The 13,678-nt window shown below is 55.1% G+C and carries 13 protein-coding genes; 5 read left to right on the forward strand and 8 right to left on the reverse strand.

Going from position 1 to position 13,678, the window contains the following annotated elements; all coding sequences use genetic code 11:
* Nucleotides 1–62: 62 nt before the first annotated feature.
* Nucleotides 63–1,262 carry an S-methyl-5-thioribose kinase gene (gene mtnK, locus ACR42C_RS06150; protein WP_316380940.1) on the reverse strand — a complete coding sequence of 400 codons (1,200 nt, stop codon included), beginning with the start codon at nucleotides 1,260–1,262 and terminating at the stop codon, nucleotides 63–65.
* Between the two features lie 104 nt (nucleotides 1,263–1,366).
* On the opposite strand from mtnK, the gene mtnA reads away from it, so the two are divergent.
* Both mtnA and ACR42C_RS06160 read left to right on the forward strand, forming a co-directional pair.
* Nucleotides 1,367–2,383 (forward strand): S-methyl-5-thioribose-1-phosphate isomerase, encoded by a 1,017-nt coding sequence (mtnA, locus tag ACR42C_RS06155; protein WP_479984896.1) that lies wholly within the window; start codon nucleotides 1,367–1,369, stop codon nucleotides 2,381–2,383.
* 42 nt (nucleotides 2,384–2,425) lie between these two features.
* Nucleotides 2,426–2,896, forward strand: coding sequence for an SRPBCC family protein (locus tag ACR42C_RS06160; protein WP_032641748.1), 471 nt, complete (start codon nucleotides 2,426–2,428; stop codon nucleotides 2,894–2,896).
* Between the two features lie 90 nt (nucleotides 2,897–2,986).
* Here ACR42C_RS06160 and ACR42C_RS06165 read toward each other — a convergent pair whose 3' ends face one another.
* The 4 genes from ACR42C_RS06165 to ACR42C_RS06180 form a co-directional block, all read right to left on the reverse strand.
* A complete protein-coding gene (locus tag ACR42C_RS06165; protein WP_479984897.1) occupies nucleotides 2,987–4,318 on the reverse strand; it encodes an IS4 family transposase in 1,332 nt (443 codons plus the stop codon).
* A 111-nt stretch (nucleotides 4,319–4,429) separates the two neighbouring features.
* Nucleotides 4,430–4,972 (reverse strand): 1,2-dihydroxy-3-keto-5-methylthiopentene dioxygenase, encoded by a 543-nt coding sequence (locus ACR42C_RS06170; RefSeq protein ID WP_479984898.1) that lies wholly within the window; start codon nucleotides 4,970–4,972, stop codon nucleotides 4,430–4,432.
* Nucleotides 4,969–5,658 (reverse strand): acireductone synthase, encoded by a 690-nt coding sequence (gene mtnC, locus ACR42C_RS06175; RefSeq protein ID WP_320720502.1) that lies wholly within the window; start codon nucleotides 5,656–5,658, stop codon nucleotides 4,969–4,971. Before mtnC ends, ACR42C_RS06170 begins: the two co-directional genes overlap by 4 nt.
* On the reverse strand, nucleotides 5,655–6,269 hold the full coding sequence (locus ACR42C_RS06180) for a methylthioribulose 1-phosphate dehydratase (protein WP_320720501.1): 615 nt from the start codon (nucleotides 6,267–6,269) through the stop codon (nucleotides 5,655–5,657). The genes mtnC and ACR42C_RS06180 overlap by 4 nt, the downstream gene beginning before the upstream one ends.
* A gap of 247 nt (nucleotides 6,270–6,516) precedes the next feature.
* Here ACR42C_RS06180 and ACR42C_RS06185 point away from each other — a divergent pair, with 247 nt between their 5' ends.
* Complete coding sequence (locus ACR42C_RS06185; protein WP_479984899.1) at nucleotides 6,517–7,677, forward strand: pyridoxal phosphate-dependent aminotransferase; 1,161 nt, start codon at nucleotides 6,517–6,519, stop codon at nucleotides 7,675–7,677.
* On the opposite strand, the gene ACR42C_RS06190 is transcribed toward ACR42C_RS06185, so the two are convergent.
* From ACR42C_RS06190 to citR, 3 genes are all read right to left on the reverse strand, one after another.
* Nucleotides 7,678–8,304 carry an IbrB-like domain-containing protein gene (locus tag ACR42C_RS06190; RefSeq protein ID WP_479984900.1) on the reverse strand — a complete coding sequence of 209 codons (627 nt, stop codon included), beginning with the start codon at nucleotides 8,302–8,304 and terminating at the stop codon, nucleotides 7,678–7,680.
* The gene (locus tag ACR42C_RS06195; RefSeq protein WP_316380503.1) at nucleotides 8,289–9,512 is read right to left on the reverse strand and encodes a phosphoadenosine phosphosulfate reductase; all 1,224 of its coding nucleotides are present in this window, start codon (nucleotides 9,510–9,512) and stop codon (nucleotides 8,289–8,291) included. The genes ACR42C_RS06190 and ACR42C_RS06195 overlap by 16 nt, the downstream gene beginning before the upstream one ends.
* A 176-nt stretch (nucleotides 9,513–9,688) precedes the next feature.
* The gene (gene citR / locus ACR42C_RS06200) at nucleotides 9,689–10,588 is read right to left on the reverse strand and encodes a DNA-binding transcriptional repressor CitR (RefSeq protein ID WP_479984901.1); all 900 of its coding nucleotides are present in this window, start codon (nucleotides 10,586–10,588) and stop codon (nucleotides 9,689–9,691) included.
* Nucleotides 10,589–11,211: 623 nt separating this feature from the next.
* Between citR and ahpC the strand changes: the two genes are divergently transcribed.
* Together ahpC and ahpF are read left to right on the forward strand one after the other, a co-directional pair.
* Complete coding sequence (ahpC, locus tag ACR42C_RS06205) at nucleotides 11,212–11,775, forward strand: alkyl hydroperoxide reductase subunit C (RefSeq protein ID WP_014882974.1); 564 nt, start codon at nucleotides 11,212–11,214, stop codon at nucleotides 11,773–11,775.
* 241 nt (nucleotides 11,776–12,016) lie between these two features.
* On the forward strand, nucleotides 12,017–13,582 hold the full coding sequence (gene ahpF / locus ACR42C_RS06210) for an alkyl hydroperoxide reductase subunit F (RefSeq protein WP_163330479.1): 1,566 nt from the start codon (nucleotides 12,017–12,019) through the stop codon (nucleotides 13,580–13,582).
* Nucleotides 13,583–13,678: the final 96 nt, after the last annotated feature.

A 13,678-nucleotide genomic window follows, 5' to 3' on the forward strand; every position in this document is an offset into this window, starting at 1 on the left:
TCTGCGATTAAATTATAGTCAATTATTGTGAATGTTCCTCTCTCTGTGGGAGAGGGGAAAAATCAGCTGTACTGCCGCACTCGTGCTACCAGCTCTTCCGCGCTGTCGATGCGGTCGGCAATGACAATCAGCGCTTTACCGAGCGTTATCGCGTGGCGCAGGCATTCGTGGCGCATGGCTTCATCCTGGATGGTGTCGATATCCGCCACGTGGGAAAGCCCGACGCTGCGGCGAATTAATTCGGTGCCGCAGAACCCGATGGCATCATGCCAGACTTTTTTCAGGAACGCGGAGGCATAGCCCGGCGCGCCGAGCGCGGCGTCGCGGGCTTTCTCGTTTGCCAGTGCCTGGAAGCGTTCCGCGAAGGTGTTCCACAGCTCCTGAATATCGGTCAGGCGCTGCTCGCGCGCGGCGGCAGCATCGCGAATGCCCAGATGCCCCGGCAGGCCGCAGAAGTTCAGCAGCAGGTTGCCGATGGCGGTACCGACGTCAAACCCAATCGGCCCGAAATAGCCAAACTCGGCGTCGATGGCCTTCAGGCTGCCGTCGGCCACAAAAATTGAGCCGCTGTGGATGTCCCCGTGCAGCAGCGCTTCGGCATGCGAGAAGAAGCGGTGCTTCAGGGAGGCTACGGCAACTTTAAGTTGGGCGTCGTCGCGCAGGGCGGCCACGTCGTGTTCCAGCTCGGCCGGGTAGCTGTTGCGCTCGTGGAGCTGGTACGGATCGTTGAAGAACAGATCTTCGGTGATCTCGCACATCTCCGGGTTGATGAACTTCGCCACCTGCGCTTTTTTCTCGTGCGGGTACAGGTAGAAATCGCTGGTGTGGAACAGCGCGTGCGCGAGATATTCGCCCAGTTGCTGCGCCGCCTGCGGGTAGTAAATGTTGTTGATCAGCTCGCCGCGCCAGATGCGATGGCTGGATAGATCTTCCATCACCATTACCGCCAGTTCCGGGTCAAAGTGGTGGATTTTCACGGTGTGCTGCGGGCTGTGCCGGTAGTGCTCGACCAGGGTTTGCGCTTCAAGGCGGGCGCGGTCCAGCGTCAGCGGCCAGGACTCACCAACGCAGCGCACGTAGGGCAGCGCCTGCTTAACGATGATGCGGCTCACGCCCGCGCTGTCGAAAATTTTAAAAACCAGATTGAGGTTGCCGTCGCCTACCTCCTGCGCCTCTACCAGCGATGAAGGATCGTCAAGTCCGCCAAACTGCCTGGCATACTCCACGGCATCCTGAGCGGTAAAGGTACGGTATTGCGACATGGCCTGCTCCTCACGAATTTCCTAATTAAGACATGTAGACGTCTATACATCTGGATTTCATCCTGACACAATGTGCTACAACAACGCAACAGGGAATTAACGACATGCAGACATTACAGACGACCAGCCTGCTGGTGGCGGATAATCAGCTCTTTATTCTCGACCAGCAGGCGCTTCCGCAGGAGAAACGCTGGCTGGATGCTTCGACGGTCGAGGCGCTGGTTGGGCACATTCATGCCCTGCGGGTGCGCGGCGCGCCGCTGATTGGTCTCTCTGCAAGCCTGCTGCTGGCGCTGCTTGCGGAAAACGGTAAAAGCCGCGACGAGCTGGCGGCGGCGCTGGAAACCCTGCGCGCATCCCGCCCGACGGCGGTGAACCTGATGAACAACCTCGACCGCATGAAGCGGGCGCTGTGGCAGGAAGATTTCGTTCCGGCGCTGGTGGCCGAGGCGCTGCGCCTGATTGACGAAGACAAACGGCTTTGCGACGCGATTGCGAAAGCCGGCAGCGCTCTGGTGAAGCCCGGCAGCCGCCTGCTGACCCACTGCAACACCGGCGGGCTGGCAACGGCGGGCGTCGGCACCGCGCTGGGCGTGATTGCTCGCGCGCACCAGGAGGGTAACGTCAGCAGCGTCTGGGTCGATGAAACCCGTCCGCTGCTGCAGGGCGGTAGATTGACAGCGTGGGAGCTCGGCGAGCTGGGTGTGCCGTACCAGCTGATTACCGACTCCATGGCCGCCAGCCTGATGGCGAAAGGGCAGGTAGACGCTGTGTGGGTGGGCGCAGACCGCATTGCCGCCAACGGCGACGTGGCGAACAAGATCGGTACCTATTCTCTGGCGGTGCTGGCGAAGTTCCACGGCATTCCGTTCTACGTGGCCGCGCCGCAAACGACCCTCGACCCGGACTGCCCGAACGGTGACGCGATCCCGATTGAGCAGCGCGCCGCCAGCGAGGTGACGGGCGTCGCGGGGAGCTTTGGCGCGGTGCAGTGGGCGCCGGAAGACGCGCAGGTCTACAACCCGGCGTTTGACGTTACGCCAGCCTCGCTGATTAGCGGCTGGGTGCTGGATACGGGCGTGGTCACGCCGGAAGAGGTGGCAAACGGGAAATTTGCCTGAGTCCGGCTATCCTTTAAGGGGCTCCCTTAAGAGGACAATATCGTGACGCTCGATCCTGAAACAGACTTAAAACTGGAGCGCGTGGTGGACGCGCCGCGCGACCTGCTGTGGCTCTGCTGGACCACGCCGGAACACATCAAAAACTTCTTCATTCCTGCTCCCCATAAGGTGACCGAATGCGACCTTGACCTGCGGGTGGGCGGGCGGTTCAACACCGTGTTTGAAGTGGACGGGCAGCGAATGGATAACCGGGGCGTATTTCTTGAAATCGACCCGGGTAAAAAGCTGGTCTTTACCGACGGCTATACTGAAGGCTGGAAGCCGGCTGAAAAGCCATTTATGACGGCGATCCTGCTGCTGGAGGATGTGGGCGAGGGCAAAACCCGCTACACGGCGATTGCGCGCCACCCGACGAAGGAAATTCGTGAGCAGCATGAACAGATGGGCTTCCACGAAGGGTGGGGGATTGTGCTGGATCAGCTGGTGGGATATGTGAAGGGACTGGAGCGTTGAAGCTCGAGCGGCCTGATGCCCTCACCCCGACCCTCTCCCACAGGGAGAGGGAGCAAACACTAAAAATGGCAACTTCGGTTGTAATGCCAGTCAGTTAAGCAACTGACTGGCTTTTTTCGGGGCTGTGGGGTATCTCCAGGGCCTTTCCTTTACCACCCTCGGGAAGGCCCTTTCCCTTCTTGTCGGCAACTTTACCAGTTGCGCCATGCTTTCAAGATCACGCATCAGCTCCGGGATACGCCCTGGTGAAGCGCCCTGCAGCGTCATCAGCATTCTCATGACCATGCCGCATGATTCTGAGAAGCTCAGCTGATTCGGCCAGTATCCTTTCAGATGGCCCGCCATTTTAATCATCTGATATCGCACCAGATTATACGCCAGTAACACGCCCCATAACTCCTGCTCCACAAGCTCCGGCTTTTTACTTCTCAGCGTCAGCCTGCTCAGTTGCATCGTTTGTTTTATCTCCCTGTACCCCAGCTCTATTTCCCAGCGATGGCTGTACAGGTCTGCCATTTCTCCTCCGGGATAGCGCATGGCGTCCGTCATCGACGTCAGCAGATGGCTGACTTTCCCTTTGCGCGTCACGGTCAGCAGGCGGGCTGTCATCTCATCTCCCAGACCCGGCCATTTTTTTCGTGCCTGTGGGCTGGTTTTCAGCTTCACCAGATAGTCGCCTTTACCCAGCTTTCTGACCTCTTCATACTGTGCTCCCTTTCTGAGAGGGAGCATCCAGTGACGGTGTTCTCCCGCCTGGCTCCACGCATTCAGCAACCCCAGCGAGTAGTAGCCTTTATCCATTAACGTCAGGGTGTTATCGCCGGTCTGCTCTATCAGTTGCTCCGCGAGCTCATTTTCACTGTTTTTCATCGTGCCGAAGGCCGCTGCCGTCAGCAGATGGCTGGTCAGCTCCATCTGGCAGACCATTTTTACCTGCGGATAGAGTGCCGGGTTTCCGCCATGCGTCTGGCGGGGAAAGGCGCTGTCGTTTTCCGGCGTGTCCGGTGTTCGCCAGAACACACCATCGATGGCCAGCAGGGTCAGGCCGCACCAGTGCGGATGCGGCGTGGCGTTATGCCAGAGCTGCGCTGTTTGCGTGAACACGCGGCGGACGGCTTCGCTTCCCAGCCGCTGACGGGCCTGGATCACGGCGCTGGGGGCAACGAACGGACGATTGCCGGGTAACATGATATCCAGCCGGTTAACTATCTGATGAAGCGGCTCCTTGCGCTCAAGGGCCATACCGACAATGCACCAGACCATCATTTCCAGAGGAAGGCGCCGTTTGCGTAACGTGACGGTGCCGGATTTTTCAAGGCAGCGGGAAATCAGTTCCGGGTCAAGACAGTCGCCCAGAGAAGTCAGAGGGTTACGCAGAGAATCGTAACGGGATACCAGATCAAGAGCCTGTCCAATGTGCATAAAAAAATCCGGAAACGGGTGAGCATTTCCGGATTCTTACACAGCCACTGGATCGGTCAACCGATCCTTAACTGATCGGCATTACAGCTATAGCTGCCGTTTTGCTTTTACCTATGCCAGCCTTGGATACGCATCCGCGATTGCATCACCCGTAAACTGGGCAACCCAGCCTTCCGGGTTATCGAAAATACGGATGGCGGTAAAGTTCGGCTCTGAGCCCATATCAAACCAGTGCGGCGTGCCCGCGGGCACGGAAATCAGGTCGTTTTTCTCGCACAGCACCTGATACACCTCATCGCCAATGTGCAGGCAGAACAGCCCCGCGCCTTCCACGAAGAAGCGCACTTCGTCCTCGCCGTGGGTGTGTTCGTTCAGGAACTTCGCGCGCAGCGCCTCTTTCTGCGGATTGTCGGCGCGCAGGCTGATTACGTCCCAGCTCTGATAGCCTTTCTCCGCCACCAGCTTGTCGATGGCATGCTGATACGCCTCGATCACGGCCTCGGGCGCGGGATCCTGCCCTAAATCACGATTCGCGTCCCAGCGTTCAAAACGTACGCCTTTAGCGTTGAGCTGCTGGGCGATCTCGGCGGCGTCGGTACTGTGCCACTGGTGTTGACTGGCGTCTTTGTCGGAATAAATGGTCAATGCGCTCATGAAGGGATCTGCTCCGGATTAATCTCGTCAAACTGGTGGACCTGATGGTGATGGCTTGCGCCGTCATCATCGCCGCGAATCAGCTGCAGGGTGCGAAAACCTGCCTGTTCAGCCGCGTCCAGCTCCTGATGGATATCAGACAGGAACAAGATCTGCGACGGGGCGATGCCCGTTTGCGCCGCAATGTTTTGATAAGACTGCACCTCGCGCTTGGCACCGATGTGTGTATCAAAATAGCCGCTGAACAGATGAGTAATATCACCTTCGTCGCTGTAGCCAAATAACAGTTTCTGCGCGGCGACGGAGCCAGAGGAATATACATAGAGATCAATCCCCTGCGCTTTCCACTTTTCCAGCGCGGGCAGCACGTCCGGGTAGAGGTGGCCGGTAAAGTCGCCGTTCACGTAGCCGTCGTGCCAGACGATCCCCTGCAGCGCTTTCAGCGCCGTCGATTTGCGGTCTTCATCCATAAAGGCAAAAAGGGCCTCGATAAGCTCGCTGACGCTGGCGTGCGGGTTACCGATTTCATCACGCAGGTTGTCCAGAATGGATTTGACCGGCTCGGCGTACTGCTGCGCGGTCACGAAGGCCGCCAGCCGCTCACGCGCGTAGGGGAACAAAACATCATGGACAAAACGGATATCGCTGGTGGTCCCTTCAATATCCGTCACAATCGCGCGAATCATACTCTCTCCAGTTGTCGTAAACGCATTTCGCATTCAAATAAGAATTCTAGTCCTTCCAGATGACGCCGGGCTTCGGCCACGTCGCGTCCCCAGCAGGTTAAGCCATGGCCGCGCAGAAGAAAACCATAATTAAGCGGGCGTTTCTGTGCGTAATGGGCGATTCGCGAGGCGAGGGCGTCAATATCCTGGTCGTTATCAAAGACCGGGATAGCCACCGTATCCAGATGCGTGGTCTGCCCGGAGAGGGACTTTTGCATCTCGAAACCGCTGATGTTCAGCTCGGTATCTTTGACCAGACGCGACAGCACCGTGGCGTTAACGGTATGAACGTGCAGAACGGCGTTGGCCTGCGGGAACAGGCGATAGATGAGAGTGTGCAGTCCGGTTTCCGCCGACGGTTTTCGACCGGACGGCGCGCGGTTGGTGGCGATTTCAACCTGCAAAAAATCTTCCGTCGTCAGGCTGCCTTTGTCCTTGCCGGATTCGCTGAGCCAGCACAGATGTTCGTTCTGACGCACCGACATATTGCCGCCGGTGGCGGGGGCCCAGCCTTTGGCGCCGATCCAGCGGCAGGCGTCGACCAGATGCGTGAGTTGCAGGTTGTCTGTCATTTCCTTTTACCCTCTCGGTCAGGAATATTCATATGGTTTATACCCGTCATACTTCAAGTTGCAGGTGCGTTGGCTGCACTCACTCACCCCAGTCACGTACTTTTGTACGCTCCCGGGGATTCATTCCCTTGCCGCCTTCCTGCAACTCGAATTATTTAGGGTATAGACGTCTAAGCGTCTTGATTGCCAAAGACTAACATCGTGTTATAGTGGCAGCAACATAAGTATTACAAGCAGGCACAACAAAATGAGCAATAACGCATTGATCCCGAAGAGTAAACTTCCCGGTCTCGGTACCACCATCTTTACGCAGATGAGCGCCCTGGCGCAGCAGCACAACGCCATTAACCTCTCGCAAGGGTTCCCGGATTTTGACGGGCCAGGCTATTTGCAGGAGCGCCTGGCGTACCACGTTGCGCAGGGGGCGAACCAGTATGCGCCGATGACCGGCGTGCAGGCGCTGCGGGAGGCCATTGCGGATAAAACGGCGGAGTTGTACGGCCATAAGCCCGATGCGAACAGCGAGATCACGGTGACGGCAGGGGCGACCGAAGCGCTGTATGCGGCCATTACCGCGCTGGTGCGTGCGGGCGATGAGGTGATTTGCTTTGACCCGAGCTATGACAGCTATGCGCCTGCGGTTGAACTTTCCGGCGGCGTGGTGAAACGCGTGGCGCTGCAGCCGCCGCATTTCCGTCCGGACTGGCAGGCGTTCACGGCGCTGCTGAGTGACAAAACCCGTCTGGTTATTCTGAATACGCCGCACAACCCGTCGGCGACGGTGTGGCAAAAGGCCGATTTTGCCGCGCTGTGGCAGGCCATCGCCGAACGTGAAATCTATGTCCTGAGCGACGAGGTGTATGAGCACATCTGTTTCGCGAAAGAAGGGCACGCCAGCGTGCTGGCTCATCCGCAGCTTCGTGAACGCGCCGTAGCCGTCTCGTCATTCGGTAAAACTTATCATATGACCGGCTGGAAGGTGGGGTACTGCGTGGCACCCGCCGCCATCAGCGCTGAGCTGCGCAAGGTGCACCAGTACCTGACGTTTGCCGTTAATACTCCGGCTCAGCTGGCACTGGCGGATATGCTGCGCGCTGAACCACAGCACTATCGCGACCTGCCGGATTTTTACCGTGCACGCCGGGATCTGTTTGTGACGGCGCTGGGCCAAAGCCGCCTGGAAATTTTGCCGTCTGAAGGAACCTACTTCCTGCTGGCCGATTACAGCGCCATTTCCGATTTGGACGACGTCAGTTTCTGCCAGTGGCTGACGAAAGAGGTCGGCGTGGCCGCCATTCCGCTGTCGGTGTTCTGCGCCGATCCCTTCCCGCACAAGCTGATCCGTCTCTGCTTTGCGAAGCAGGAATCGACGCTGCTGGCCGCGGCGGAGCGTCTGAACACGCTCTGATTATTTCACCGTCCAGGCTTCTGAGTAACGGCGGTCTGCAAACAGCTCCAGCAGGCCGTTGATTTGCTTGAGGCGCAAGACTTCATCGCTGTCCATTCCCAGCTCCTTGCTTATTTTCTCGTCATTCCAGCCAAGCTGCACCAGTTCGCGAACGATCTCCGACATTGCGTTAATCTGGTGTCGACCCCGCGCCCGGTTGTGCCGAATGGTTGCGGCCATACGGTTATGTTTATCCTGTCGGTCCTGGCGTAGGCAGGTGACGGGGAGGTATCCCTTAAGCTGGTGCTTCAATGCCGCCCGGTTTTTGCCAATTTCATGCCGATGAAATCCATCCACAATTTCGTAATGTTGCGGTTCGCTTTCGGTCACAACAATTGGCTGGGTGAATCCATCAAGTTCCAGGGATTTGCTGAGCAACCGTTTTTCCGGCGGGTCCACATTATTGGGATTGTAATTGTTGGCGGTAATAGCGTCCTGTTTGATCCACAGTACGCAGTCGACAGGCTGATCGTAAAACGGGCTATTTTTGTGTAGTGCCTGGCGAAAGGCATTAATGGCGTTTATTCGATCCTCTTCGGGAAGAGACTGAAGATATGTTTCGATATCGTTGATTATTCTTTGTCGCATAAAATGCCCCACTCCTTGCGTTTAGCCTTCACCCTGTCGCTGTAGCGCTGATAATGTTTGGGTTTATTTGGGCTGAATGACAGTGCTCTGCACCAGTAGTCGTTATTCAGTAAAACCTTACAAATACGGCGCCACGAGGGAATGTCTTTGGCGCCGATATCGCCTTCCTGGGTATCGGGGATATCCTCCATGCCTCTCTTCTGATACCAGTGCAGATAAACGGCGATTTTATTGCGGTAATGCTCAGCCGTATTTTGCGGCATGCTGTTGATAAGCAGCATGGCGTATTCGCGCCAGCAGAGATGGTCCGGTTTGAGTATTTTGCGGTGACCGTAAAAATGGTTGTCATGCCCTGCGTAAATTCCTCCGCTGCGTACGCCGCTGACGCGCTCGCACATCATTGCCCAGCGTTCGGGTTCTACAACGTGGTAGAGCCATAACCCCTGACGCTGTTCCGGGCCAAAGGGTTCGCAGATGCGCATGTAGCGTGGCGGCACGCCGGCCTGAAACATCAGGTCATAGAGTGGGTTATAGCAACTCCCCGATTTGGCGAACCAGGTCCAGATATCGGCGGTTTTCCAGTCGTAGAGAGGGTAGATATACCAGGCATGCCCCCCCGGCGCGATGGTCGTCCAGGGTTTATCGTCGGCAAACCGCTGCTTTCGTGCTGAAGCGATAGCCAGAAAGCGGTTGTAGGATTCATCGGCACGAATACCAATCAGTACGGCCGCCGGGCGGTTGCGTGAATACCAGTCGGAGAAACTGCGAACAAAGACTTCAAACGTCATGCCTGGCTGGTAGAAAGGAAAAAAGGCGGGATCGGTTACTGCATCTTCAGGAGGCTGGCGAACCCACCGGGTGCCCGGTTCCCAGCATTGCCACTCTGGCTGAAATTGCGACAGGGAATTTTGCGTTGTCAGGGGGAGGGCCACCCACCAGAAATGGTCAATGACATCGCTGTACAATTCGCGCATATGTTCAACGTGGGCGATGGTATAAGAAAATTGCGCTTCCCAGTCGATAAACAGCACATCTATTTTTGTTTTCATCTGTCGCGCCCGAAGGGCAACCAGATGCAGCATGACGGTGGAGTCTTTACCGCCAGAAAAAGAGACACAGGTTCTGGGTAAATTCTCGAGAGTCCATTTTATTCGTTCCTGAGTCGCACTAAGAACATCCTGGTGCAGGGGGTACTTATAAATTGACATGTGCATTCTCATCCTGAGTAATTAATGCCGGGCTTAAGTGTCAATACTAAGGTGAGAATTATATCAGTCAAATAATAAATAAATGTATAAAGTTAATGCCGATTGTTTCTATAACGAGGGTGTATGTTTCAGTAATATCGTGGCTCGGCATTCTCAGCGAGAACCACGATAGTTATTCATGGGAACGTTATTTCTTCAATAAAACCCGCGAATGCTGAGCTATTCAGTGCGGAACGATTATACATCATGTAAATATCAATGCTGGGGAATTGAATATCAGTTTCTACTTTGCGCAGGTTGAGTGCCTGGCCATATTGCTCAAAGGCCGGGGTTGGCGCTAATCCGATGAGGTCCGATGAACTGATCATCGACAACAGAGAAATAAAGGAATCACTACGATAGACAACATTCCTTTCGGTTAAAATGTTTTCGGCTTTTTCCTGATAGTCTTTGACGCTGTTCTCATCGCTCAGGTAGGCGGTAAAACCTTCATTGAGGACCTCTTCACGGGTCGGATTTCCGCTCAGGCGGGGATGGCCCTCACGACAAACAAGGACAAAGGGAAGCTGGTAATACAGCGTGCTGGCGACAGAACGGCTGTTAGAGGAGGCAAAAGAAAATACCAGGTCAGCCTTGCGGTAGGCTAAGAGATCTTCAGCAGAGTCAGGCGCAAGAAAAACATCATGTAATTCAATGGAGTAATTGTACTTATCCATCAGCAGCTTCATAGGGGCAAGCATCGTTTTGGTGCTCATAAACTGCGGGCAGTAAATGATAAAGTTCTTCTTTAACCCGCTGCTGTGCATGATATTGATGGTCTGCTCAAGCTGGTTCAGGTTTTGCTCAAGATGATGGTGCAGATTGACCCCGACCGTAGTCGGCGTGATCCCCTTACCTGAACGAATAAACAGCGGATCGTTGAGCTGCCCGCGCAAACGCTGCAGTGACTGGCTTACCGCGGAAGGGGTGATATAGAGCGTCTCAGCGGCTTTACTGATACTCAGATGTTGATAAATGCACTCAAAAATGACCAACAGGTTGAGGTCGAATTTTTTAAGATCGTAGAGGTTTGCCATTTTTCGTCCTGATGATGTCGTGTTTGCTGTGGTTATCACATCACTGATAACTATAGTTTGAAGTTAACCATTTACAATCCTTTCGGTTAACTCTCTTAATTTTAAATTAAACTCACCTTAATATATCACGACATCAGATTATTAAAATAGCGCTTCAAAGATGATTAAGATAATTTTATCTTTGAAAGTGGGGTGAAGAGCTTAAATGACAATTGTCATTTATATATCGAGGTATTTTTATCATAAAAATAAATTTATAACGCCCCGAAATGATGTTCGATACTGCCTATCACAGCCATAGGCAGAAATGCTTCTGTTATGGATTGCTCAATCTCTGCACGGGTGGTGTAATCAAACCGCTGTTACCGCCTTGATATTAAGGGTTGTAGAGCGCAACGCAACGCCAGCTTCGGCTGGCACTGAATGTACCTGCGGGGAATTCAGGTATCAGGGCCGCCCGTCGAGGCGGCCTTTTTACTTTTGGCGTTTCCTTTAAAAGGTTCACCTTACTGTCTTGTTGATGTTGTTAGGTTTGGCTGATTGATTTGATAAAGCATACGCATTAGCCCCGATGAACAAAGTTGGTTACCTTACATCTCAACGAAAACACGGAGGAAGTACAGATGTCTTTGATTAATACCAAAATTAAACCTTTCAAAAACCAGGCGTTCAAAAACGGTGAATTCATTGAAGTCACCGAGAAAGATACCGAAGGCCGCTGGAGCGTGTTCTTCTTCTATCCTGCTGACTTCACCTTTGTTTGCCCGACCGAACTGGGTGACGTGGCAGACCACTACGAAGAACTGCAGAAGCTGGGCGTCGACGTTTACTCTGTCTCTACCGATACCCACTTCACCCACAAAGCGTGGCACAGCAGCTCTGAAACCATCGCGAAAATTAAATACGCGATGATCGGCGACCCGACTGGCGCCCTGACCCGTAACTTCGACAACATGCGTGAAGATGAAGGCCTGGCCGACCGTGCAACCTTCGTGGTTGACCCGCAGGGCATTATTCAGGCTATCGAAGTTACCGCTGAAGGTATCGGCCGTGATGCTTCTGACCTGCTGCGTAAAGTGAAAGCGGCTCAGTACGTGGCTTCTCACCCAGGTGAAGTGTGCCCGGCGAAATGGAAAGAAGGCGAAGCGACCCTGGCGCCATCCCTGGACCTGGTCGGCAAGATCTAAATTTCCGTCGTCTTTCACGCCATAGCTGCGTTGGCGTCGCCTACTCACCCCGGTCACTTACTTCAGTAAGCTCCCGGGGATTCTCAGGCTAGCCGCCTTGCTCTGACGCGAAATACTTTGGAAGTTGTTTCAGTTATGGGCGCTCCCGCGCCCATTTCATTCCAGCACCATGATGCAAGTTGCATTCAGGCCGCCCCTATAAGGCAGCTTGCATGATGACGTCTTAAGAGAGGGAAGAACCATGCTCGACACTACGATGAAAACCCAGCTCAAGGCTTACCTTGAGAAACTGACCAAACCTGTTGAGCTGATTGCCACGCTGGACGACAGCGCGAAATCGGCAGAGATCAAGGAACTGCTGGCAGAGATCGCTGAACTGTCACCGAAGGTGACCTTTAAAGAAGATAATACGCTTGCCGTCCGTAAGCCTTCTTTCCTGATCGCTAACCCAGGCTCTGACCAGGGGCCGCGCTTTGCCGGCTCTCCGCTGGGACATGAATTTACCTCGCTGGTGCTGGCGCTGCTGTGGACCGGCGGTCATCCGTCTAAAGAAGCGCAGGCGCTGCTAGAGCAGATCCGCGATATCGACGGTGATTTTGAGTTTGAAACCTATTACTCGCTCTCCTGCCACAACTGCCCGGACGTTGTGCAGGCGCTGAACCTGATGTCGGTTCTGAACCCTCGCATCAAACACACGGCGATTGACGGCGGTACGTTCCAGAACGAAATCACCGAGCGCAACGTAATGGGCGTTCCGGCGGTGTATCTGAACGGTCAGGAATTTGGGCAGGGGCGTATGACCCTGACCGAAATTGTTGCCAAAGTGGATACCGGCGCGGAAAAACGCGCGGCGGAAGCGCTGAACCAGCGCGATGCGTACGACGTACTGATTGTCGGCTCCGGCCCGGCGGGTGCGGCGGCGGCGGTGTACTCTGCGCGTAAAGGGATCCGTACCGGCCTGATGGGCGAACGCTTTGGCGGCCAGGTGCTGGATACCGTAGACATCGAAAACTACATTTCCGTGCCGAAAACCGAAGGCCAGAAGCTGGCGGGGGCGCTTAAAGCGCACGTCAGCGACTACGACGTGGACGTGATCGACAGCCAGAGCGCCAGCAAGCTGGTTCCGGCAGCGGTTGAGGGTGGATTACATCAGATTGAAACCGCGTCCGGCGCGGTGCTGAAAGCGCGCAGCGTGATCGTTGCCACCGGCGCGAAATGGCGCAACATGAACGTGCCGGGTGAAGATCAGTATCGCACCAAAGGCGTGACCTACTGCCCACACTGCGACGGCCCGCTGTTCAAAGGTAAACGCGTGGCGGTAATCGGCGGCGGTAACTCCGGCGTGGAAGCGGCTATCGACCTGGCGGGGATCGTTGAGCACGTGACGCTGCTGGAGTTCGCGCCAGAGATGAAGGCCGACCAGGTTCTGCAGGATAAAGTTCGCAGCCTGAAAAACGTTGATATCGTCCTGAACGCGCAAACCACGGAAGTGAAGGGCGACGGCAGCAAAGTGACCGGGCTGGAATACCGTGACCGCGTAAGCGGCGACGTTCATAGCGTTCAGCTTTCGGGTATCTTCGTACAAATTGGCCTGCTGCCAAACACCACCTGGCTTGAAGGCGCGATTGAGCGCAACCGCATGGGCGAGATCATCATCGATGCGAAATGCGAGACCAGCGTGAAGGGCGTGTTTGCCGCAGGCGACTGCACCACCGTGCCGTACAAGCAGATCATCATCGCCACTGGCGAAGGTGCGAAAGCGTCCCTGAGCGCGTTTGACTATCTGATCCGCACCAAAACCGCATAATAAAAGAAAGCAAGACGATACCTGCAGTAGCCACCTCATCATGGGGTGGCTTTTTTTTTAGGTTTTTTTTACCCTCAATTATCCTCGTTATTGACT

The sequence above is a fragment of the Enterobacter sp. MG-EB028 genome (assembly GCF_056673305.1).

What these genes read in the sequence shown, in the direction of transcription:
- ACR42C_RS06170 (WP_479984898.1), bottom strand. Translation starts at nt 4,972, where the DNA reads ATGAGCGCATTGACCATTTATTCCGACAAAGACGCCAGTCAACACCAG.
- mtnC (WP_320720502.1), bottom strand. Translation starts at nt 5,658, where the DNA reads ATGATTCGCGCGATTGTGACGGATATTGAAGGGACCACCAGCGATATC.
- ACR42C_RS06180 (WP_320720501.1), bottom strand. Translation starts at nt 6,269, where the DNA reads ATGACAGACAACCTGCAACTCACGCATCTGGTCGACGCCTGCCGCTGG.
- mtnA (WP_479984896.1), top strand. Translation starts at nt 1,367, where the DNA reads ATGCAGACATTACAGACGACCAGCCTGCTGGTGGCGGATAATCAGCTC.
- ACR42C_RS06190 (WP_479984900.1), bottom strand. Translation starts at nt 8,304, where the DNA reads ATGCGACAAAGAATAATCAACGATATCGAAACATATCTTCAGTCTCTT.
- ACR42C_RS06165 (WP_479984897.1), bottom strand. Translation starts at nt 4,318, where the DNA reads ATGCACATTGGACAGGCTCTTGATCTGGTATCCCGTTACGATTCTCTG.
- ahpF (WP_163330479.1), top strand. Translation starts at nt 12,017, where the DNA reads ATGCTCGACACTACGATGAAAACCCAGCTCAAGGCTTACCTTGAGAAA.
- citR (WP_479984901.1), bottom strand. Translation starts at nt 10,588, where the DNA reads ATGGCAAACCTCTACGATCTTAAAAAATTCGACCTCAACCTGTTGGTC.
- ahpC (WP_014882974.1), top strand. Translation starts at nt 11,212, where the DNA reads ATGTCTTTGATTAATACCAAAATTAAACCTTTCAAAAACCAGGCGTTC.
- ACR42C_RS06185 (WP_479984899.1), top strand. Translation starts at nt 6,517, where the DNA reads ATGAGCAATAACGCATTGATCCCGAAGAGTAAACTTCCCGGTCTCGGT.
- mtnK (WP_316380940.1), bottom strand. Translation starts at nt 1,262, where the DNA reads ATGTCGCAATACCGTACCTTTACCGCTCAGGATGCCGTGGAGTATGCC.
- ACR42C_RS06195 (WP_316380503.1), bottom strand. Translation starts at nt 9,512, where the DNA reads ATGTCAATTTATAAGTACCCCCTGCACCAGGATGTTCTTAGTGCGACT.